Origin of the sequence: Flavobacterium sp. xlx-214, assembly GCF_013874595.1 — a bacterium.
Classification (GTDB): domain Bacteria; phylum Bacteroidota; class Bacteroidia; order Flavobacteriales; family Flavobacteriaceae; genus Flavobacterium.
In genome coordinates this window covers 1298367-1318619 of the sequence record NZ_CP059431.1, presented here as the reverse complement: position 1 = coordinate 1318619, position 20253 = coordinate 1298367, and the positions used below count along the sequence as shown (strand labels likewise).

General features: G+C 32.1%; 19 protein-coding genes. 16 read left to right on the top strand and 3 right to left on the bottom strand.

The genetic code is table 11. From position 1 onward, the window contains the following. Window positions 1-245: 245 nt before the first annotated feature. The 7 genes from H1R17_RS06250 (at window position 246) to H1R17_RS06220 (ending at window position 6758) form a co-directional block, all read left to right on the top strand. On the top strand, window positions 246-740 hold the full coding sequence (locus tag H1R17_RS06250; RefSeq protein WP_163432121.1) for a hypothetical protein: 495 nt from the start codon (window positions 246-248) through the stop codon (window positions 738-740). Continuing rightward, window positions 724-921: a helix-turn-helix transcriptional regulator gene (locus H1R17_RS06245; RefSeq protein WP_163432119.1), complete on the top strand. Its 198-nt coding sequence runs from the start codon at window positions 724-726 to the stop codon at window positions 919-921. Before H1R17_RS06250 ends, H1R17_RS06245 begins: the two co-directional genes overlap by 17 nt. A 35-nt stretch (window positions 922-956) precedes the next feature. Beyond that, the gene (locus tag H1R17_RS06240; protein WP_163432117.1) at window positions 957-2114 is read left to right on the top strand and encodes a serine hydrolase; all 1158 of its coding nucleotides are present in this window, start codon (window positions 957-959) and stop codon (window positions 2112-2114) included. Next, a complete protein-coding gene (locus H1R17_RS06235; RefSeq protein WP_163432114.1) occupies window positions 2111-2830 on the top strand; it encodes a 3'-5' exonuclease in 720 nt (239 codons plus the stop codon). The genes H1R17_RS06240 and H1R17_RS06235 overlap by 4 nt, the downstream gene beginning before the upstream one ends. A gap of 266 nt (window positions 2831-3096) precedes the next feature. Then, window positions 3097-3522 carry an OsmC family protein gene (locus H1R17_RS06230; RefSeq protein WP_163432112.1) on the top strand — a complete coding sequence of 142 codons (426 nt, stop codon included), beginning with the start codon at window positions 3097-3099 and terminating at the stop codon, window positions 3520-3522. A 142-nt stretch (window positions 3523-3664) separates the two neighbouring features. After that, window positions 3665-5353: an ABC transporter ATP-binding protein gene (locus H1R17_RS06225; RefSeq protein WP_163432110.1), complete on the top strand. Its 1689-nt coding sequence runs from the start codon at window positions 3665-3667 to the stop codon at window positions 5351-5353. Between the two features lie 52 nt (window positions 5354-5405). After that, a complete protein-coding gene (locus H1R17_RS06220) occupies window positions 5406-6758 on the top strand; it encodes a TlpA disulfide reductase family protein (protein ID WP_163432109.1) in 1353 nt (450 codons plus the stop codon). A 43-nt stretch (window positions 6759-6801) separates the two neighbouring features. Here H1R17_RS06220 and H1R17_RS06215 read toward each other — a convergent pair whose 3' ends face one another. Next, the gene (locus H1R17_RS06215; protein WP_163432107.1) at window positions 6802-8160 is read right to left on the bottom strand and encodes a saccharopine dehydrogenase family protein; all 1359 of its coding nucleotides are present in this window, start codon (window positions 8158-8160) and stop codon (window positions 6802-6804) included. A 108-nt stretch (window positions 8161-8268) separates the two neighbouring features. On the opposite strand from H1R17_RS06215, the gene H1R17_RS06210 reads away from it, so the two are divergent. The 9 genes from H1R17_RS06210 (at window position 8269) to H1R17_RS06170 (ending at window position 17167) form a co-directional block, all read left to right on the top strand. Then, window positions 8269-8658, top strand: a complete 390-nt coding sequence (locus H1R17_RS06210; protein WP_163432105.1) for a DUF423 domain-containing protein — start codon at window positions 8269-8271, stop codon at window positions 8656-8658. A 33-nt stretch (window positions 8659-8691) separates the two neighbouring features. Beyond that, window positions 8692-10335 carry a phosphoenolpyruvate carboxykinase (ATP) gene (gene pckA, locus H1R17_RS06205; protein WP_370520238.1) on the top strand — a complete coding sequence of 548 codons (1644 nt, stop codon included), beginning with the start codon at window positions 8692-8694 and terminating at the stop codon, window positions 10333-10335. An 86-nt stretch (window positions 10336-10421) separates the two neighbouring features. Then, window positions 10422-10799, top strand: coding sequence for an S-adenosylmethionine decarboxylase family protein (locus H1R17_RS06200; protein WP_163432103.1), 378 nt, complete (start codon window positions 10422-10424; stop codon window positions 10797-10799). Beyond that, window positions 10799-12196, top strand: coding sequence for a DUF4178 domain-containing protein (locus tag H1R17_RS06195; protein WP_163432101.1), 1398 nt, complete (start codon window positions 10799-10801; stop codon window positions 12194-12196). The genes H1R17_RS06200 and H1R17_RS06195 overlap by 1 nt, the downstream gene beginning before the upstream one ends. A gap of 8 nt (window positions 12197-12204) precedes the next feature. Then, window positions 12205-12417, top strand: coding sequence for a DUF350 domain-containing protein (locus tag H1R17_RS06190; RefSeq protein WP_181729255.1), 213 nt, complete (start codon window positions 12205-12207; stop codon window positions 12415-12417). Continuing rightward, complete coding sequence (locus H1R17_RS06185; RefSeq protein ID WP_163432099.1) at window positions 12410-13924, top strand: polyamine aminopropyltransferase; 1515 nt, start codon at window positions 12410-12412, stop codon at window positions 13922-13924. The genes H1R17_RS06190 and H1R17_RS06185 overlap by 8 nt, the downstream gene beginning before the upstream one ends. Next, on the top strand, window positions 13902-15518 hold the full coding sequence (locus H1R17_RS06180; protein ID WP_163432097.1) for an FAD/NAD(P)-binding protein: 1617 nt from the start codon (window positions 13902-13904) through the stop codon (window positions 15516-15518). Before H1R17_RS06185 ends, H1R17_RS06180 begins: the two co-directional genes overlap by 23 nt. Further along, window positions 15496-16527 (top strand): hypothetical protein, encoded by a 1032-nt coding sequence (locus H1R17_RS06175; RefSeq protein ID WP_163432095.1) that lies wholly within the window; start codon window positions 15496-15498, stop codon window positions 16525-16527. The genes H1R17_RS06180 and H1R17_RS06175 overlap by 23 nt, the downstream gene beginning before the upstream one ends. A 67-nt stretch (window positions 16528-16594) precedes the next feature. Continuing rightward, window positions 16595-17167 carry a YceI family protein gene (locus H1R17_RS06170; RefSeq protein WP_163432093.1) on the top strand — a complete coding sequence of 191 codons (573 nt, stop codon included), beginning with the start codon at window positions 16595-16597 and terminating at the stop codon, window positions 17165-17167. A gap of 66 nt (window positions 17168-17233) precedes the next feature. Here H1R17_RS06170 and H1R17_RS06165 read toward each other — a convergent pair whose 3' ends face one another. Together H1R17_RS06165 and lepA are read right to left on the bottom strand one after the other, a co-directional pair. Then, window positions 17234-18286 (bottom strand): hypothetical protein, encoded by a 1053-nt coding sequence (locus tag H1R17_RS06165; RefSeq protein WP_163432092.1) that lies wholly within the window; start codon window positions 18284-18286, stop codon window positions 17234-17236. Window positions 18287-18383: 97 nt separating this feature from the next. Next, window positions 18384-20180: a translation elongation factor 4 gene (gene lepA, locus H1R17_RS06160; protein ID WP_163432090.1), complete on the bottom strand. Its 1797-nt coding sequence runs from the start codon at window positions 20178-20180 to the stop codon at window positions 18384-18386. Between the last annotated feature and the right edge of the window lie 73 nt (window positions 20181-20253).

Genomic DNA, 20253 nt, shown 5'->3' with positions numbered 1-20253 from the left:
AACTTGTTTTACTTCATACTGTTCGCAAGCTCGGGTCAGGATATCACAAATATTTTTCTACTTTAAACGATCAAAAATCAAGTTTTAAACGACTAAAATCATACTCCATTTTAGTTATACCCATATCTATTTTTAAAATGCCCAATTTCAATTTGTAAAACATTTAACTCATTTTGTAAAATATTTTTTACATAATATAAAATTTTTATTACATTTACTTCAATCAATTTCAAAACTTTTATATTATGAAAAGCATTTATCTATTTCCAAACAAATTAAAAATCCCTGCATTAGTGGTTTTTATTATTTCTTGTATTTTAATATCACTTCAATTCTTTGAATCGAGCTTAACTGATAATTTAGAACTAAATATGAAAGTGTTTGCTATTATTAGCAATCCATTTTTAGACAGTGAAAATACAGGCAACTTTAGATGGATAGAAAACAACATGTTTGAAGAACTAATTGAAACTTTATTCTTTATAAGTGGAATAATATTGGTTTTCTCGAAACAGAAAATAGAAGATGAAATGATAGGTTTAATTCGTAGCAAAGCACTAACATATACAACATATCTAATTTTTACTCTGTTAATAATAAGTGAGTTTTTAATTTACGGTATGGCATTTGGATATGTAATTATGTTTTTTTACTATGCTTTTATTCTATTCTTAAACCTTTTTTACTACACCAAATTATATATGTACAACAAACAATTTAGTTATGAAAACGAAGATTAAAGTATTTCGGGCAATGCAAAACATAACACAGGCCGATTTGGCAGAAAAACTAAATGTTACCAGACAAACCATTAATGCTATTGAAGCAGGTAAATATGCGCCATCGGTAGAATTGGCCCTTCGAATGTCAAAACTATTTGGCGTATCAGTAAACGAAATATTTCAGTTAGATGATGAATAATTTTTTTATCTTTAATCAAACCAAAACATCAAAATATGAAAATAGTTTTTAAAATACTTAAGTGGTTTCTTATTGTTTTTGTAGCACTTATTGCCCTACTCTACATTTTTGGCTACGGTTATTTAGTACGCGCGGTAAGGGTAACGTATTTAACGGGGCACAAAACGGCTTTTTTAGAAGATTACTCGTATTTTGATAACCGAACCATTAAAAAAGGAACGGCGCAACCTTGGAATGTTTCTAAAAACTACAATAAAGTTGCGGCTACTAATAAGTTAAACCAAACACATAAAGAGCTACAAACAACGGCATTCTTAATTATTAAAAACGATAGTATTTGGCACGAATGTTATTTTGATGTTGGATCAAAAGACAGCAAAACCAACTCGTTTTCTATGGCAAAAAGCATTGTAACCGCTGCCTTAGGAAAAGCGATTGATTTAGGTATGATTCAAAGCTTAGAAACAAAAGTAATTGATTTTTTACCCGAACTTACAGGTGCTTTTGCCAAAGAGGTTACTGTAGGCGATTTAGCTAGTATGGCATCGGGTCAACATTGGGATGAAAATTATTACGGACCAACATCGGTTACCACACAAGCCTATTTTAAAACCGATTTACGTGCTTTAATGCTGAGTTTACCTATTGATAAAAAGCCAGGACAACAGTTTATTTATCAAAGTGGTGATACGCAATTGCTTGCCATGGTTTTAGAAAAAGCAACTAAAATGCATTTAGCCGATTTTGTTTCTCAATATTTTTGGCAACCTATGGGTATGGAAAACGATGCTCTTTGGCAGATTGATCATGCCAATGACGGCGTAGAAAAAGCCTATTGTTGTATTGCAAGTAATGCGCGTGATTTTGCAAAATTTGGTAAACTTTACAAACAAAATGGTGCGTGGAACGGTCAGCAAATACTATCAACAGCATATGTATTTAAATCCATCAATCCTCGTTTTGCAAATAGTCCGCAATATGGTTACGGTTGGTGGCTATCCAACTATAAAAATAAACACATATACTATATGCGCGGGCATTTGGGTCAGTTTGTTATTGTAATTCCTGAAGATGATTTAATTATTGTGCGTTTGGGTCATTTAAAAGGATTGCAAACCACAACCGATCCTAACAGCAACGATTTTTATGTATATATTGATGAAGCGTATCACATGTTAAATCAAAAACCATGATTGATAAAATTGTATTGCCTAATATTTTGTTTTTTGATATTGAAACGGTACCTCAACAAGAGTTTTTTAGCGATTTGCCTGAAGAAACGCAGCAATTGTATGCCGATAAAACCCAATACCAACGCAAAGACGATGTAACGGCTGAAGAATTTTACGAACGTGCAGGTATTTGGGCCGAGTTTGGTAAAATAGTGTGTATATCGGTAGGATTTTTCACGATAAAAAATGCCGAGCGCCAGTTTAGAACCAAATCCATTATAGGCGATGAGAAAAATTTGTTAATGGAGTTCAATCAGCTTATTCAAACACATTTTTCCAATCCAGCGTATGTGTTTTGCGGGCATAACATTAAAGAATTTGATATTCCGTATGTGTGCCGACGCATGTTGATTCACGGTTTACCCATTCCCGAAAAATTACAGCTTTTTGGAAGAAAACCTTGGGAAATTCCACATTTAGACACCTTAGAATTATGGAAATTTGGCGATTATAAACATTACACCTCGCTTAAATTATTAACAAGCGTGTTAGGCATACCATCGCCCAAAGAAGATATAGACGGTAGCGAAGTACGCAATGTATATTACAACGAAAAAAACATCAATCGCATTTCAAAATACTGCGAACGCGATGTAGTAGCCGTAGCTCAGGTATTTTTGCGTTTAAGAGGTGATGAAATACTAAACGAAACAGAAATTTTATCTACTACAAATTAACAAATGTTAAAATTTAAAATATTTTACTTATTTAAAATAAAAATTTAGATATTTGTTCCGAAATAAAAAAAAGACAATAAAGCAAAACATGCAACAAGTTATTAAACATACATGCAATTTTAAGATGTGGAAAATATCCCGCAGAGGCTTTGTATGTTCAAATTTGTAAATGTTTTACAATATATATCCCAAAGAAATCCTCTGCTGCAAAGTAGAGGATTTTTTTTATGCCTAAAATTAATATCAATCTCAAAAACCAAAATATCATGAGCCAAGAACAAATTTCATTATTAAGTTTTGCTAACCAAAGTCAATTAAACATTAAAATCAACGAGTTACAGTTTTCTATCAATCAAACCGATATGAAAAAGAATTCGCACGCTCACTTAGAATATTTATTGGCAGGCTTTGTAGCTTGTGTTAATGTAGTTGGGCATCAGGTAGCAAATGATTTAGATATGGATTTAAAATCAATTCAGATAGAAATGAAGGGGGTTTTGAACAATCAAAATGATCGCAGCGGATTTGAGAGCATTAATTTGGTGATTAAACCTGTAACCACCGCCGATTTAACTACACTTAAGTTTTGGATGGATGAAATTAAAGAGCGTTGCCCTATTTACGATAATCTTTTAAACAGTACGCCAATTAATTTAGTAGTTACAAAAGATTACACACAAAATGTGGCTTAATGTTGGATGCTGGGTATTAGATGCTGGGTGTAAATTCAGAAGTTGAAACATCAGACATCCATCATCAAACACCACACATTTAAAATAATTGTTTAGTTTGTTTTTGCTACCTTTAGTTTTTATAATTGAAGGTAGCTTTTTTATGACCCAACCTATTTTACAAGTAAGCGATTTAAGTATTTCTTTTTTGCAAGAAAAAAAATGGCGTGAAGTAATTCATCACATTTCCTTTGAACTATATCCGAATGAAATTTTGGGTATTGTGGGTGAATCGGGTTCTGGAAAATCGGTATCCAGTTTGGCAGTAATGGGTTTACTACCTAAAAAAGTATCGGATATTAATTCGGGATCTATTGTTTATCTCAACAAAAATATCACCCAATTAACCGATAAAGAATTTCAAAACATTCGCGGAAATGAACTGTCTATGATTTTTCAGGAACCAATGAGTTCGTTAAATCCATCGATTAAATGCGGTGAACAAGTAGCCGAAATTTTGGCAACACATACCCAATTATCATCCAAAGAAATTAAAAACGAGGTATTGCGTTTGTTTGCACAGGTAAAACTACCCGACCCAGAAACGTTGTACAACAAATACCCGCATCAAATATCGGGCGGACAAAAACAACGGGTAATGATTGCCATGGCAATTGCCTGTAAACCAAAAGTATTAATTGCCGATGAACCTACCACTGCATTAGATGTAACTGTACAAAAAGAAATTATTGAACTGCTGAAAAATTTACAGCAAGAAACAGGTATGAGTGTTATTTTTATATCGCACGACTTGGCTTTGATTTCCGAAATTTGTCATCGTGTTTTGGTGATGTATAAAGGCGAAATTGTAGAGCAAGGCAATGCGCAACAAATATTTCACAACCCGCAACATATTTATACGCAGGCATTAATTGGTTCGCGCCCTTCGTTAGATATTCGTTTAAAACGCTTGCCTACCATTCAAGATTTTTTGGATAAAAAAGAACATGCCGAAGTTGTTACAACAGCTGTTAGAGAAGAACATTTAAAAGTACTTTACAGTAAAAAACCTTTGTTGCGCGTGGTAAATGTTGAAAAAGAATATTTACTTAAAACCAATATTTTTAAGCCAAACCAGTATTTCAAAGCAGTAAATGATGTAAGTTTAGAAGTATATGAAGGCGAAACATTAGGTTTGGTTGGTGAAAGTGGTTGTGGTAAATCGACTTTAGGAAATGCTATTTTACAATTAGATCCTGCTACAAAAGGACAGATTTTTTATCGAGATCAAGATATTACCCAACTTTCTAAAGCCGATTTAAAGGCTTTACGCAAAGAAATTCAGATTATTTTTCAAGATCCGTTTGCTTCTTTAAATCCTAAAATAACAGTTGGCGAGGCTATTTTAGAGCCTATGAAAGTGCATAAACTATACGCCAATGATAAAGAACGTAAAGAAAAAGTTTTAGATCTTTTAAATAAAGTTGGTTTGTTGCCAGAACATTACGATCGTTATCCGCATGAATTTTCAGGTGGTCAGCGCCAGCGTATAGGTATTGCACGAACCATTGCAGTGAACCCCAAACTAATTATTTGCGATGAATCGGTTTCAGCATTAGATATTTCGGTGCAAGCACAAGTGTTGAATTTATTAAACGATTTAAAAGATAATTTTGGTTTTACGTATATATTTATTTCACACGATTTAGCTGTGGTTAAATACATATCAGATCAAATTGTGGTGATGAACAAAGGACAAATTGAAGAAAAAAACGAAGCCGATGCTTTAATTGCTCATCCTGAAAAACCATACACTCAAAAACTGATTGATGCTATTCCGAAAGGCATCTAACACATTTATTAAAAAATAGTTATCTTTAGTTATCAAACACAAAAAATAAACTATGAAAAAAATCATCACCATTGCTTTAACTTTTGTTCTTTTTGCATGCGCTAAAGAAGAAAAAACAACATATACCATTGTTTCTGGTAAACTAACAGGTACACCCGAAAATAAATTTACCATTCGCGGAAATTCTTTCAAAAAAGAAATTAATGTAAAAGAAGATGGTAGTTTTACCGATACACTTTACTTGCAATACAACGGTGCTTATGAAATTGGCAAGCAAACCATTTATTTACATCAAGGTAAAAATCTTTCGTTTACTGGCGATGTTCAAAAATTAAACGAAATAACTTTTACTGGCGATTTATCAAACGAGAACAATTATCTTTCTAAAAAATCGGCGCTTTCGAAAGAGATTTTAGGAGAAGATCCTAAAACACTTTTCTCTGTTGATGAAACTGCTTTCTTAGCAAAAATTAATGAGTTGAGTAAAAAAAGCAACGAACTTCTTAATACAGCCACTTTTACAATTCCAGATTTTAAAGAAAAAGAAACAAAAAACATTACTTTTAACACTGCTTATTTACAAGAAATATATCCTGATTATCATGGATTTTTCTTGAAGAAAGATGATTTTAAAGTTTCTGAAAGTTTTCCTAAACTTGATACAACCATTGATCTTGATAATGAAGAAAGCTTTAACTTTTCTAAATCGTACCGCTCTTTAGTTGATTTAAATTTCAACAAAAAAACACAAGAAGAAACTAAAAACGGGCAAACGTATCAAGATGTTTTCTTACCAAAATTAAAAGCAATTAAAAGTCAAAACATTAAAAACAGCTTAGCTCAATCTCTTTCTTATGAAGTTTCGTTAGCTAACGAAAAAATGGAAGCTCTTTACAAAGACCTTTTATCAATATCAACTGATGAAAATTTCAAAAAAGAGTTAACCGAAAAATACAATACTTTAAAAGCGTTGGTAAAAGGAAAACCTTCGCCTAAATTTAATTATGAAAATCATAAAGGAGGAACTACTTCTCTTGACGATTTAAAAGGAAAATATGTTTATGTAGATGTTTGGGCTACTTGGTGCGGACCGTGTGTTGCAGAAATTCCTTTTATGAAAGAAGTTGAAAAGAAATATCATGGCAAAAGCATTGAATTTGTAAGTATTTCTATTGATGAGAAAAAAGATCATGATAAATGGAAAAAGTTTGTAACCGATAAACAAATGGGTGGCATACAACTTTATGCAGACAATGCTTTTAAATCGAAATTTGTAACTGATTATGCGATTGATGGTATCCCTAGATTCATTTTAATTGACCCTAACGGAAATATCGTTTCTGGAGATGCACCAAGACCTTCAGATGAGAAACTTATTGCTTTATTTACTGAATTAGGCATCTAAAAACAAAAACGCCCAATTTAATTAAATTGGGCGTTTTGCTTTTTTATATTCCTCCATCATAAGGAACTTCTTTTTCATTGAAAACAATGCCAAAAGTTTCTAATTCTTTTAAAACAGGTTCGTAAACCTCTTTTGTTAAAGGCATTTGTACACCTGGAGTTGTAATTTCTCCTGTTAATATTTTTAATGTAATAATTCCTACTGGTAAACCAACCGTTTTTGCCATTCCAGTATGTAAAGAATCATCACCAATACAAACCATTGTTGCATCAATCTGTAATGTTTCCTCAACACCCGGCATGGTGTATCCAAATTTATGATACATTACAATCATGTCTTTATCTGTTGGTTTTAATGTCCATTTTTCAGATAATATTTTTTCTAAAATTTGTGCTGGAGTGGCATTTTTTAATCCTACTTTCTTATCTTCATTAAAGAAATCTAAAGCAACAAACTTATCCCAAATAGTATCATCTTGCTCAATATTTAAAGTCAATCGAAACTTTACTTCAACAGAATCGGTTGGGTGATAATATAAGAATGAATTAATAAATTCACGATACGTCATGTTTTCAGAATCTTCAATTGTATAAGTATCATCAGTAACTCCTAATTGAATCAACATATTCCAAGCACGTGAATACCCTACTCTACGCATAGTACCACGGTAAATAGTATGTGCTTTTTCTAATCCGTAAGCTTCTCTGTAACTTAATGAATCTCGATTCGCATAGGCTTCAAACCTACCATAACCATCAATTTCTAAGAACTCGGTACGCTTAAAAACACGTTGATAAGGAATATATTTATAGGTACCTTGTTGTAAAAACTTAGCTGCACCACCTTGCCCAGCAACCACTACGTTACGCGGATTCCAAGAGAATTTATAGTTCCACTCGTTATCATCCGATTCTGGTGCTACCAAACCGCCACAAAAGCTTTCAAAATGGACTGGATTTCCACCCTTTTCTCGAATTTCATCCAATACTTTCATAGCACTCATGTGATCGATACCAGGATCTAATCCGCATTCGTTCATAAAAATCAAACCTTTTGCTTTTACTTCAGCATCCATTTCTTTTAAATCGTTAGAAATATAAGACGCTGTTACCAAGTGTTTACCAAACTCTAAGCAATCTTGCGCTATAATTGGGTGTAGAAAAGCTGGCATCATAGAAATAACAATATCTGCATTTTGAATTAACTTTCTACGTTCATCGTTATTGTGTATATCTAATGTAAAAGCAAATGCGTTGGGATTATTTTCTACTTTTTCTTGTATTGAAGTTATAGATTGATCTGCAATATAAAGTTGAAATTGATGTGACTCTGTTCGATCTAATAGATATTTGATTAAAGAAGAAGTAGATCTTCCTGAACCAAATAATAAGACATTTTTCATTACTTATTGGTTTCTTGTTGTTGGGCTTAAATATACTAAAAAATTAAATGCTCAAAAAAATGTATTTTAATAATTACAAATAAAGTGTACATTTGAAAAAAATTTATCATGGCTAAAAAACTAGTAGCATTGGCAGCTTTTTTTGGATTTATTGCCATTATTTTAGGCGCTTTTGGGGCACATGCACTAAAAAAAGTATTAACAGTAGAACAATTAATAAGTTTTGAAACCGGAGTAAGATACCAAATGTATCATGCTTTGTTTTTGCTATTAATTTCGCAGCTAAATATACTAACCGAAAAAAACAAGCGCACTATTGGCATCTTAACAACCATAGGCGTTTTCTTGTTTTCAGGCTCTATTTTTTTATTAGCCACACAAGATTTAAGTGGTATTAATTTTAAATTTTTAGGTCCAATTACACCTGTAGGCGGTTTATTTTTAATACTTAGTTGGTTTTTCACTGCCTTTTACGCATTGAAACAAAATAATAATTAACAAAAAAAATAATAAATTTATTAGTAAGTTTGTATGCAAATTAACACAATAGAAGATTTAAACATGAAGGGTTCAAAATCAATATCTTTAGATAAATACGGAATTAATAATGTAACAGAAATCATTTATAATCCTTCGTATGATGAATTATTTAAAGCTGAAACAGATGCTAGTTTGCAAGGGTTTGAGCGTGGACAAATATCTGAACTTGGTGCTGTAAACGTAATGACTGGCGATTTTACAGGTCGTTCTCCTAAAGACAAATACATTGTAAAAGATGCTGTAACAGAAAACACTATTTGGTGGACATCTGACCAAGCTAAAAACGACAATAAACCTATTTCTCAAGATACTTGGGAAGCTTTAAAACAAAATACTGCCTCAGAATTATCGGGTAAAAAATTATACGTTGTTGATGCATTTTGTGGTGCTAACGAGGATACTCGTTTAAAAGTACGCTTTATTATGGAAGTGGCTTGGCAAGCACATTTTGTAAAAAACATGTTTATTCGCCCTACTGAAGCTGAATTAGAAAACTTTGGCGAGCCAGATTTCGTGGTAATAAACGGATCTAAAGCATCGTTTAAAGATTACAAATCTCACGGATTAAACTCTGAAGTATACATTGCATTTAACTTAACCGAAAAAATGCAATTAATTGGCGGTACTTGGTACGGTGGCGAAATGAAAAAAGGAATGTTCTCTATGATGAACTACTACTTGCCATTACAAGGAATTGCGTCAATGCACTGTTCTGCAAACAAAGGTAAAGAGGGTGATGTAGCTGTTTTCTTTGGTTTATCAGGTACTGGAAAAACAACTTTATCAACCGATCCTAAACGTGAATTAATTGGAGACGATGAGCACGGATGGGATAACGATGGTGTTTTTAACTTTGAAGGTGGTTGCTACGCAAAAACGATTGATTTAAGTAAAGAACACGAGCCAGAAATTTTTGGAGCTATTCGTCGTGATGCATTATTAGAAAACGTTACAGTTGATGCAGATGGTAAAATTGATTTTAAAGATGGATCTGTAACTCAAAACACACGCGTTTCATATCCTATTGAATTCATTGAAAACATTGTAAAACCAGTATCTAAAGCAGGTCATGCTAAAAAAGTAATTTTCTTAACAGCTGATGCTTTTGGTGTAATGCCTCCTGTTTCTAAATTAACACCAGAACAAACAAAATACTATTTCTTATCTGGCTTTACAGCTAAATTAGCGGGTACAGAACGCGGTGTTACAAAACCAGAACCTACATTCTCTGCTTGTTTTGGAAAAGCTTTCTTAAGCTTACACCCAACAAAATACGGTGAAGAATTGGTTAAGAAAATGGAAGAGCATAACGCTACTGCATACATGGTTAACACAGGATGGAACGGTACAGGAAAACGTATTTCTATTAAAGATACACGTGCAATTATCGATCGTATTTTAGATGGATCTATTGAAAATGCTGAAACTCAAATTGTACCTTTATTCAACTTAGCTGTTCCAACAGCGTTAGAAGGTGTTGATACCAACATTTTAGATCCTAGAAACACGTACGCAGCTGCTTCTGAATGGGAAACTAAAGCAACAGATTTAGCGAAGTTATTTATTGAAAACTTTGCACATTACACTGATAACGAAGAAGGAAAATCATTAGTTGCGGCTGGTCCACAATTATAATATTTTTTAAATCATATAAAAAAGCTCGACAATTGTCGAGCTTTTTTGTTGATAGTTTTACTGTTTTTATATATTTGTAAACACTTATGAAAACAAACATTTCTTTGGCGCACAAATACAATCCTGGTTTGCATAAACTTTTAACTTTAGAAGTTTTAGAGAATAATTTACTTATTGATATTTCTTCTTTTAAAAATTTTAGTATTGATTTAATACGCAAACATCAATTAGAAATTGTTGGCATCTCTGAACACGTTTTTTTAGAAGGTGGCTTTACTATGGCTATTTGTTTAAAAGAATCGCATATTTGTATACATACATGGCCTGAGTTTAACCAATTAACCTTAGACATTTATTTATGTAATTATTTAAAAGACAATAGTGAAAAAGTAACTTTAATTGGTAATTGTTTTAAAGAATATTTTAAAGCCAATGTGTTGAACGAAACAAATGTTTACAGATAATGAATACACGTTCATACCTTTGTTCTGAATGTGGTACAGAAACAAATTTACCTTTTACTCAGTTAAATCCACAAACATTTACTTGTCCAAGTTGTAAATCTATTTTTGACATAAAACTAGATCGCACATTACATTTTAAAGGAAAATTTATAGGCGATTTTTACAATAATTTTGCTCAATTAGGTGAAATTATCAACTATAAAAACAAAAAATATCATGTTGTAGGAATCTCTACTAAGAAAGAAAAAAATGGCTCTGAAAAATGGAATGAATATATTGTTGTTGACCAAACAGGTGATTTATTTTTCTTATCGCACGGAAATGACTTCTTTTCATTCTTACAAGAAATTGATTTTAAACAAATTGAAAACGATTTAGTCTCTTCAAAACCAATAAACTTCCTAAGAAAAAATTACGATTATAAATTTGAATCTACAGCAGAAACTTTTTGCGCATCAGGCTTATTTTTTAATGACATTTTTGACAATGTTAGAGCTTTAACCTTTGAAGATCGTTATGAAGGTTCCGATTTTATTTCGGTTGAATATTATACCAATAAAACAGAAGCTTTTAAAGGCATTTATTTAGATGAAAGTTCTTTTAAAAGATTGTTTGCTACTCAGCGCGAAATTAATTATACCAAATCAAATGTTTCTAAAAACATAGCCTTATTATTTGCCTTTATAGGTTTAATACTTGTTATTTTACAATACGTTTTAAACAGTAACCATACCTCATCTACCACTTTTACTGGTATGCTTGTAAAAGAACCTAATCATCATGAGTTTGTAAAAAGTGGCTCCTATAAAGTAGAAAAAGACAATCAAAAAGTTACGGTTGAGTTTGTTTCTGAAACCCAAAATAGTAATACATCGTTAAATGTAGCATTAGTTAACGAAAAAACAAATGAAACGCATTTAATTCAAGGTGTAAAGCACTTTTTTAATTCTAAAAACTATGCTTCAAGTAATAAAGTGCAATTTTGCGGTATTAATAAAGGATCATATCATTTAGTATTTGCATCGAATTTATCTGATCAAACGCAAAACAATATCGATATCGATTACAAAATTCAAATTGGAGGCACTTCTTTAACTTGGTTGTATATTTCCTTAGCACTAGTAATTGCAATTGGTTTTATTTATAATTACACTATTGTTGAAAACACCGATTTAACAAGAATTCAAAAATTTTCAGACTTTATAAATCATAAGAAAAAACAACCCTTAATTATTGTATTGCTAATTATTGGGGCGTTTATTGCGGGTAATTATATGTTTGTATCAAACCAAAATTGTTCAAACAACATTAATACCTCCGAGTTAGAAAACGCAAGCTATACAGGCAGTCGCAATCATTACGTTCACAGAATTTATTCATCAGGATCACACAAATAAACATTTATATGGAAGTTATTTTAAACGGTATCACAAACTCAATTGTATATTCAGTAATTGGAATTGCCATTTTATTAATCACTTATTTAATTATTGAAAAACTAACGCCTGAAAACTCGTGGAAAGAGATTGTAGAAAATAAAAACATGGCATTAGCTATTGTTTTTGCAGCCTTTATTATTGGTATCGCTTTGATTATCAGTGCCGCTTTACATGGATAAAAACAGACAATTTCAATTATTTTTACTTGTTTCGGTTTTCATTGTAGCCACTTGTGGTTTAATTTATGAATTAGTAGCAGGCGCCTTAGCAAGTTACCTTTTAGGCGATTCGGTAAAACAATTTTCATTTATTATTGGCACCTATTTATTTTCTATGGGTGTTGGTGCTTTTTTTGCTAAATTCATTAAAAAAGATTTAATTAATCGTTTCATCGAAATTGAACTTTTAATTGGATTAATCGGTGGAATGAGCGCTGTAATTTTATTTTTACTGTTTCAAAAAGCCGTTCATTTTCAAATATTCTTATATCTTTTTGTGTTTTTAACAGGATGTTTAACCGGAATGGAGATTCCTATTTTAATGAACATTCTAAAAAACAAAGTTTCGTTCCGAAATTTAGTTTCCGATGTTTTTACCTTTGATTATATTGGCGCTTTAATTGCATCGGTTTTGTTTCCTACGTTGCTGCTTCCAAAACTTGGGGTAATGGGCACTTCTTTATTATTTGGACTAATCAATATTTTAGTAGGAATTAGCTTGTGTATTTATTTACACAAAGAAATTAAAAACCCACGACAACTGCATGTAAAAGCATTTCTTAGCTTGGCTATTGTGCTAACTGCTTTTTATTTTTCGAATGATATTTTAAAATTTACCGAAAGTAATTTGTATCAATCAAATGTAATTTACAAACACAGTACACCATACCAACGCATTATTTTAACCGAAGATCAAAATAATTATCAACTGTATTTAAACAACAATTTACAGTTTAACACGAAAGACGAATACCGTTACCACGATTTACTTGTTCATCCGGCAATGGCGGCGGCACCAAATGTTTCAAAAGTATTAGTTTTAGGTGGTGGTGACGGTTTAGCTGTTCGCGAAATTTTAAAATACAACGAGGTAAAAGAAGTAGTTTTGGTTGATTTAGACAAAGGCATGACCGATTTATTTCGTACCAATGAAATTTTACGTAAACATAATAATAATTCACTAAATAATAAAAAAGTTACAATTGTAAATGACGATGCTTTTATTTGGGCAAAAAATAATCAACAGAAATTTGATGTCATCATTATTGATTTCCCTGACCCTTCTAATTACAGTTTAGGTAAATTGTATTCAAGTTTTTTTTATAAAACACTTTATCAAAGCATGACCAACAATGCAGTGGTAACCGTGCAAAGTACATCGCCTTATTTTGCGCCTAAATCATTTTGGTGTATTCATAAAACGGTTGAATACACTTATGCAAACATTGTTCCTTACCACGTTTATGTTCCTTCGTTTGGTGAATGGGGATTTTCTATTTTTTCTCCAAACCCTACAATACATCTAAATAAAGTAAATCGCAGAGTAGATCATTTAAAATTTTACAAATACGATTTAAACAGTTACACCGATTTTCCTGAGGATATGAAAGCAGAAAACTTAGAGTTAAATCGTTTAGATAATCAATCTTTAGTTCGATATTTTGATGAAGAATGGTCAAAAATATAATTTTTCGCGTCGAAGTTTCCTTAAAACAATTGCAGCTGGTTTTATTGCAAGCACATTTGTTCAATCGTGTAAACAAAAAGCAGAACGGTTATTATTTAAAGTTACGGGTACCAACCATATTTTAGGGCATCGTTTACGAACAATGGATTTTCCCGAACCAACCGAAACTATTCACGAAAATATTGTTATTGTTGGCAGTGGTATTTCAGGTTTATCAGCAGCACGTTGGCTAACATTAAACAATGAAACCAATTTTAAAATGTTGGAACTTGAAACCAAGATGGGCGGAAATGCGGCATTTGGCGAAGACAAACACAGCAAATATCCTATTGCGGCACATTATCTTCCGTTACCAAATGAAAACAATGACGACTTAATTGATTTTTTACATCAAGAAAAAATAATTTCAAGTTTTAATAAAGATCAACAGCCTGTATATGCCGAAGAACATTTATGTTATGATCCGCACGAGCGGTTGTTTATTTACAATTATTGGCAAGAAGGGTTAATTCCGTTATTTGGATTATCTTCAACAGACATCGATATCTTTAAACAATTTGATAAACATGTTGTTCATTTTAAAGAAGCAAAAGGTATTGATGGCAAATTTGCGTTTGATATTCCTTTGCGAAAATCATCAACCGATGAAACTTTTACTAAGCTTGATAAACTAACATTTAAAGATTGGTTGTTGCAAAACAATTTAAACAATCAACATTTATTTAACCATTTAAACTACTGCAGTAAAGACGATTACGGAATAGGCATTGATAAAGTAAGTGCTTGGGCAGGCTTGCATTATTTTTGTGCACGAAAAAACACTAATCATCAAGTACTTACATGGCCAGAAGGAAATGGTTTTTTAATGAACTTATTAGGAAAATACGTTAAAAATAAAATCAACTATGAACAATTGGTTTATCGCGTTGAAATCATCAACAACAAAGCGGTACTGTTTGTTTATAATCAACAGGTAAAAAAATCTTATAAAATTGTTGCAAACAAAGCAATAATGGCTACACCGCAATTTGTAAATGGCTATTTGTTTAAAGAACGTAAACAACTTACTAAAAATTTTCAGTACGCTCCTTGGCTTACAGCCACTTTAACAGTAAATAAGTTCCCTATGGGCGAAGGCGCTGATTTAGCTTGGGATAATGTAATTTACAATGGTTTTGGCTTGGGGTATATATACAACCAACACCAAACACTATCGTCGCAACCAAGTATTCCTTTTAGTATAACCTATTACGCTGCCTTGTGCGAAAAAAATTTGATTACAGAGCGTAAACAGTTGTTTAGCTGGAGCGATGAAAAGTGGAAAACTATTGTTTTAAATGATTTAGAAAAGGCGCATTATAAACTTTCTGATGAAGTTTCGGAAATTGAACTACATAAAAAAGGACATGGAATGATTAGTCCTTTTCCTGATTTTATTTTTTCAGAAGCCTTAACAGAAGCCAGAAAACCTATTGCTAATAAAATTTTCTTTGCACATTCTGATTTAAGCGGAATATCTATTTTTGAAGAAGCGTTTGATCAAGGAATTAATGCAGCAAAACAGATTTTAAATGACACAACCTTGGATACATAAACGCACAACAGATTTGTTGTTTATTTTGTTGCCCCCGTTTTTTATAACGGTTGTTATGTTGTTTTTTCATAATAAAATGGAAAGTATTCAAAACAACTATTCTTTTTTTACTTGGTTATTTTTAATTGTAGGTATTGATGTAGCGCATGTATATGCTTCGCTTTTTAAAACCTATTTAAACAAAACAAACTTTAAGCAAAACAAACATTTATTTTTATTGATTCCTTTGGTTTGTTTTTTTGTAAGTGTTGGAGCCTACATGATTGGTGCCACCTTTTTTTGGTCGTTTTTAGCATACATTGCCGTTTATCACTTTGTTAGACAACAATATGGCTTTATGCGATTATACAGTAGAAATGAATCAAAAACAACAAAAAATATTTTGTTTGACAATTTAATTATTTACAACGCTACATTGTTTCCTATGTTGTATTGGTTTTTAACCCCTAACCGAACTTTTAATTGGTTTGTTGATCACGAATTTTTACAATTCCATGCGCCAAAAATTGTCGAAATTTTACATATCCTCTATTTTACTATTTTAGGTGTCTATGTTTTAATTACCTTTTATACAGCTGTAAAAAAGAAGTATTTCAATACCCCTAAACACCTTTTAATCATAGGCACTTACTTGTCGTGGTATTTAGGTATTGTATATTACAACAATGAACTCATTTTCACTACTTTTAATGTAATATCACACGGTGTTCCTTATATGGCTTTAATCTTCTTTAAGGAAGTAAATCCTTCTAATATCACACACGGAAAACTTCAGAAATACCTAAACAAACAAATGTTTATTACTTTTGTTTTACTGTTACTACTTATTGCTTTTGTTGAAGAATACATTTGGGAAGTAACCGTTTGGGAAGAACATTTTTCATTAAATCCGTCTTTTTATTTTCCAGAAGCATGGCATTTTATTTGGATACCTCTTTTAGCTTTGCCACAACTTACACACTATATTTTGGATGGTTTTATCTGGAAAACAAAAAAAACACGTTCTTAACATAGATTAAGTAATTCTCATCTATCTAATGGTACCTTTGAAAAAGTAAAATCACAAACAAGATATCATGAAAAAAATAGCTTTATTATTTGTTGCCACTTTATTTTCAGTAGCATCATTTGCTCAAACAAAATACAATGTAGATACATACCATTCGTTTTTAAACTTTTCAGTTGGTCATATGGGAATATCATTTGTAGATGGTAAAATGGACAAATACGAAGGTTCTTTAGAATTAGATGGCGAAAACATTACTACAGCAAAATTCAATTTTAAAATTGATGTAAATTCAGTTAACACAGGAATTGAAATGCGAGATAAACATTTACTAGCGGCAGATTTTTTTGATGCAGCAAATCATAAAGACATTACGTTTGTATCAACTTCTGTAAAGAAAAATGGCAAAGCTTATAAATTAAATGGGAATTTAACTATAAAAGGAATTACAAAATCAGTTACGTTTGATTTAGTTTACGGAGGTTTATTAAAAGATGATGGACAAGGTAATCAAAAAGTAGGTTTTCAAGCAACAACTACAGTAGATCGTACTGCTTTTGGAATTAATTACGACCCAACAGGTGCTGGAATTGCAAAAGATGTAAAATTTACCGTGAATTTAGAATTCACCAAAACAAAATAATTTTTTCATAGTTTAGTAAACAACAAACAACCGAAAAAACGCATCAAGTAATTTGATGCGTTTTTTTTATTTTTTCTTAGGCACTCCATCAATTTTAGATAGTGTAACGTTAAAATCGCCTACACTTATTTCGTGTTTTTTACCATTCTTCCAAATAAGTCCTTTAGAATTTTGACTTCCAACCGCATATACATCTCCATTATTTACATACAAATCATACAGACTACAACCTTTGTCTGTATCATATTCTAAGGGAATACTTACGCCATTTTTAAAAATAAAAGGCGACGTATTTCCATCTTTAGGTTGCATAGTAGCACTAATATAAACATCAGAATTTTCAACAAACAAACTATGTGCATGTCCAAAAGTATAGTTGTCACCAATAGTGGTTCTAACTCCATTTTTCCATAAAGTTATTTTATATCCATTTTTAATAACTGTACCCAAAACATAGACATCGCTTCCTATTACCTTAATATCTCCTCCGTAGGCTAGCTCATCTGGTCCTGAAACAGCATGTTCTACTCCGTTTTTCCAGTATTTAATTACATGATTGCTTTTTCCTTCTGGTTGTGTATCACCTAAAATGTACACATCGTTTCCTACAACATCCATTGCATATACTTTTGTAAACAAATTAGCATTAGCCCACTTATTTAAAACTCCATTTTTCCAATAAGCAACTTGCTTTCTATTTATTACCCCCGCTGTATGTACAACATTATTGGTTACTTTCATTGCTGCCACCGTTACCCAATCGTTTTCGGTAGCTTTTAAATTTTGTATTAAAGTTCCATTCTTCCAAACAGCACCGTTTAAAGGTATACCAGATGTTCCTTCAATTCTTTGAAAATAACCTGCTAAATATACATCGTTATTTTGTACTGAAATTTCGGCAGGCACTACCATTTCTGGTGTTGAAACATGAACAATAGAGTCGTTTTTCCAATATTTAAACTCATAAACACCCGCGTTGTTTCTAACCAAACCTGAATAATATAAATCTACATTGGCAAATAATGACGGATCTACACCTGGATTATCTTTAATATCATCATCCGATTTACAAGATAATAACATCAATACACTACTACATAAAATTGTGATTTTTTTCATTGCTTTTCTTTTTCAAATTACAAGTTAGTAAAAAAATATCTATACAAAAAATCCCACTCTTAAACGAAGTGGGATTTTTATATTTTAAAACTAATAATTAGTCATTCAATTTTAATACAGCCATAAACGCCGATTGTGGAATTTCAACATTTCCTACCTGGCGCATACGTTTTTTACCTGCTTTTTGTTTTTCTAATAACTTACGTTTACGCGAAATATCACCTCCATAACATTTTGCAGTAACATCTTTACGCAACGCTTTAATGGTTTCACGAGCAATGATTTTTGCACCAATTGCCGCCTGAATAGGAATATCGAATTGTTGACGTGGGATTAACTCACGTAATTTTTCACACATTTTTTTACCAATATAGTAGGCATTATCTTCGTGAATCAATGCTGATAATGCATCTACGTTTTGACCGTTTAATAATACATCTAAACGCACTAATTTTGATTGACGCATACCTATTGGGTGGTAATCAAACGAAGCGTATCCTTTAGAAACTGTTTTTAATCGATCGTAAAAATCAAATACAATCTCAGCCAAAGGCATATCAAAGTTTAATTCTACTCTACTTTCTGTTAAATAGGTTTGGTTGGTAATTTGTCCGCGTTTTTCAATACACAAACTCATTACTTGTCCTACGAAATCAGACTTTGTAATAATGGTAGCTTTAATAAAAGGTTCTTCAACACGGTCTAATTTTGATGGCTCTGGTAAATCAGATGGATTGTTTACAATAAACGCTGTATCAGGCTCTTTTTTGGTATATGCAAAGTACGACACGTTGGGAACCGTAGTAATTACCGTCATGTTAAACTCACGTTCTAAACGTTCTTGAATAATTTCCATGTGCAACATTCCTAAGAATCCACAACGGAAACCAAAACCTAAAGCAGCCGAGCTTTCAGCAGCAAATACCAACGACGCATCGTTTAACTGCAATTTCTCCATTGAAGCACGTAAATCTTCATAATCTTCTGTATCAACAGGGTAAATACCTGCAAAAACCATTGGTTTTACATCCTCAAAACCAGAAATCATATTGGTGGTTGGTTTTACAGCATCGGTAAGGGTATCACCCACCTTTACTTCTTTTGCTTCTTTAATTCCTGAAATTAAATATCCTACATCGCCCGCAGAAATTTTCTGTTTAGGCACTTGATTTAATTTCAACGTACCAATTTCATCCGCATAATATTCATTGCCAGTAGCCATGAACTTTATTTTCTGACCTTTTTTGATTTCTCCATTCAACACTCGGAAAATAACCTCGATACCACGGAAAGGATTGTATACCGAATCAAAAATTAATGCTTGCAAAGGCTCTTCAGCATTACCTTTTGGCGCAGGAATACGCTCAATAATAGCTTCTAAAATTTTATCAACTCCAAAACCCGTTTTACCTGAAGCATGAATAATATCTTCATGTTTACATCCTAATAAATCAACAATATCATCGCTTACTTCTTCTGGGTTTGCAGATGGTAAATCGACTTTATTTAAAACCGGAATAATTTCCAAATCGTTTTCTAACGCTAAATACAGGTTAGAAATAGTTTGCGCTTGAATACTTTGCGCAGCATCAACAATTAACAAAGCGCCTTCACAAGCAGCAATAGAACGAGAAACTTCATACGAAAAATCTACGTGCCCTGGGGTATCAATCAAATTTAAAACAAACTGTTCTCCTTTGTAATTGAAATCCATTTGAATGGCATGCGATTTAATCGTGATACCACGTTCGCGCTCTAAATCCATACTGTCTAACAACTGCGCTTGCGCTTCACGAGCGGTAACTGTTTGTGTCGCATCCAATAAACGATCGGCCAAGGTACTTTTACCGTGGTCAATATGTGCGATAATACAAAAGTTTCTAATATTTTTCATTGGCGTAAAATGTCAAAAAAAATGATTCTATTTTGGGCGTGCCCTTTCAGGTCGGGCTATTTGCTACAAGTCC

Bases quoted from the DNA above. Each gene is read 5' to 3' on its own strand.
- H1R17_RS06250 (WP_163432121.1), top strand. From the start codon at position 246: ATGAAAAGCATTTATCTATTTCCAAACAAATTAAAAATCCCTGCATTA.
- H1R17_RS06245 (WP_163432119.1), top strand. From the start codon at position 724: ATGAAAACGAAGATTAAAGTATTTCGGGCAATGCAAAACATAACACAG.
- H1R17_RS06240 (WP_163432117.1), top strand. From the start codon at position 957: ATGAAAATAGTTTTTAAAATACTTAAGTGGTTTCTTATTGTTTTTGTA.
- H1R17_RS06235 (WP_163432114.1), top strand. From the start codon at position 2,111: ATGATTGATAAAATTGTATTGCCTAATATTTTGTTTTTTGATATTGAA.
- H1R17_RS06230 (WP_163432112.1), top strand. From the start codon at position 3,097: ATGAGCCAAGAACAAATTTCATTATTAAGTTTTGCTAACCAAAGTCAA.
- H1R17_RS06225 (WP_163432110.1), top strand. From the start codon at position 3,665: ATGACCCAACCTATTTTACAAGTAAGCGATTTAAGTATTTCTTTTTTG.
- H1R17_RS06220 (WP_163432109.1), top strand. From the start codon at position 5,406: ATGAAAAAAATCATCACCATTGCTTTAACTTTTGTTCTTTTTGCATGC.
- H1R17_RS06215 (WP_163432107.1), bottom strand. From the start codon at position 8,160: ATGAAAAATGTCTTATTATTTGGTTCAGGAAGATCTACTTCTTCTTTA.
- H1R17_RS06210 (WP_163432105.1), top strand. From the start codon at position 8,269: ATGGCTAAAAAACTAGTAGCATTGGCAGCTTTTTTTGGATTTATTGCC.
- pckA (WP_370520238.1), top strand. From the start codon at position 8,692: ATGCAAATTAACACAATAGAAGATTTAAACATGAAGGGTTCAAAATCA.
- H1R17_RS06200 (WP_163432103.1), top strand. From the start codon at position 10,422: ATGAAAACAAACATTTCTTTGGCGCACAAATACAATCCTGGTTTGCAT.
- H1R17_RS06195 (WP_163432101.1), top strand. From the start codon at position 10,799: ATGAATACACGTTCATACCTTTGTTCTGAATGTGGTACAGAAACAAAT.
- H1R17_RS06190 (WP_181729255.1), top strand. From the start codon at position 12,205: ATGGAAGTTATTTTAAACGGTATCACAAACTCAATTGTATATTCAGTA.
- H1R17_RS06185 (WP_163432099.1), top strand. From the start codon at position 12,410: ATGGATAAAAACAGACAATTTCAATTATTTTTACTTGTTTCGGTTTTC.
- H1R17_RS06180 (WP_163432097.1), top strand. From the start codon at position 13,902: ATGAAGAATGGTCAAAAATATAATTTTTCGCGTCGAAGTTTCCTTAAA.
- H1R17_RS06175 (WP_163432095.1), top strand. From the start codon at position 15,496: ATGACACAACCTTGGATACATAAACGCACAACAGATTTGTTGTTTATT.
- H1R17_RS06170 (WP_163432093.1), top strand. From the start codon at position 16,595: ATGAAAAAAATAGCTTTATTATTTGTTGCCACTTTATTTTCAGTAGCA.
- H1R17_RS06165 (WP_163432092.1), bottom strand. From the start codon at position 18,286: ATGAAAAAAATCACAATTTTATGTAGTAGTGTATTGATGTTATTATCT.
- lepA (WP_163432090.1), bottom strand. From the start codon at position 20,180: ATGAAAAATATTAGAAACTTTTGTATTATCGCACATATTGACCACGGT.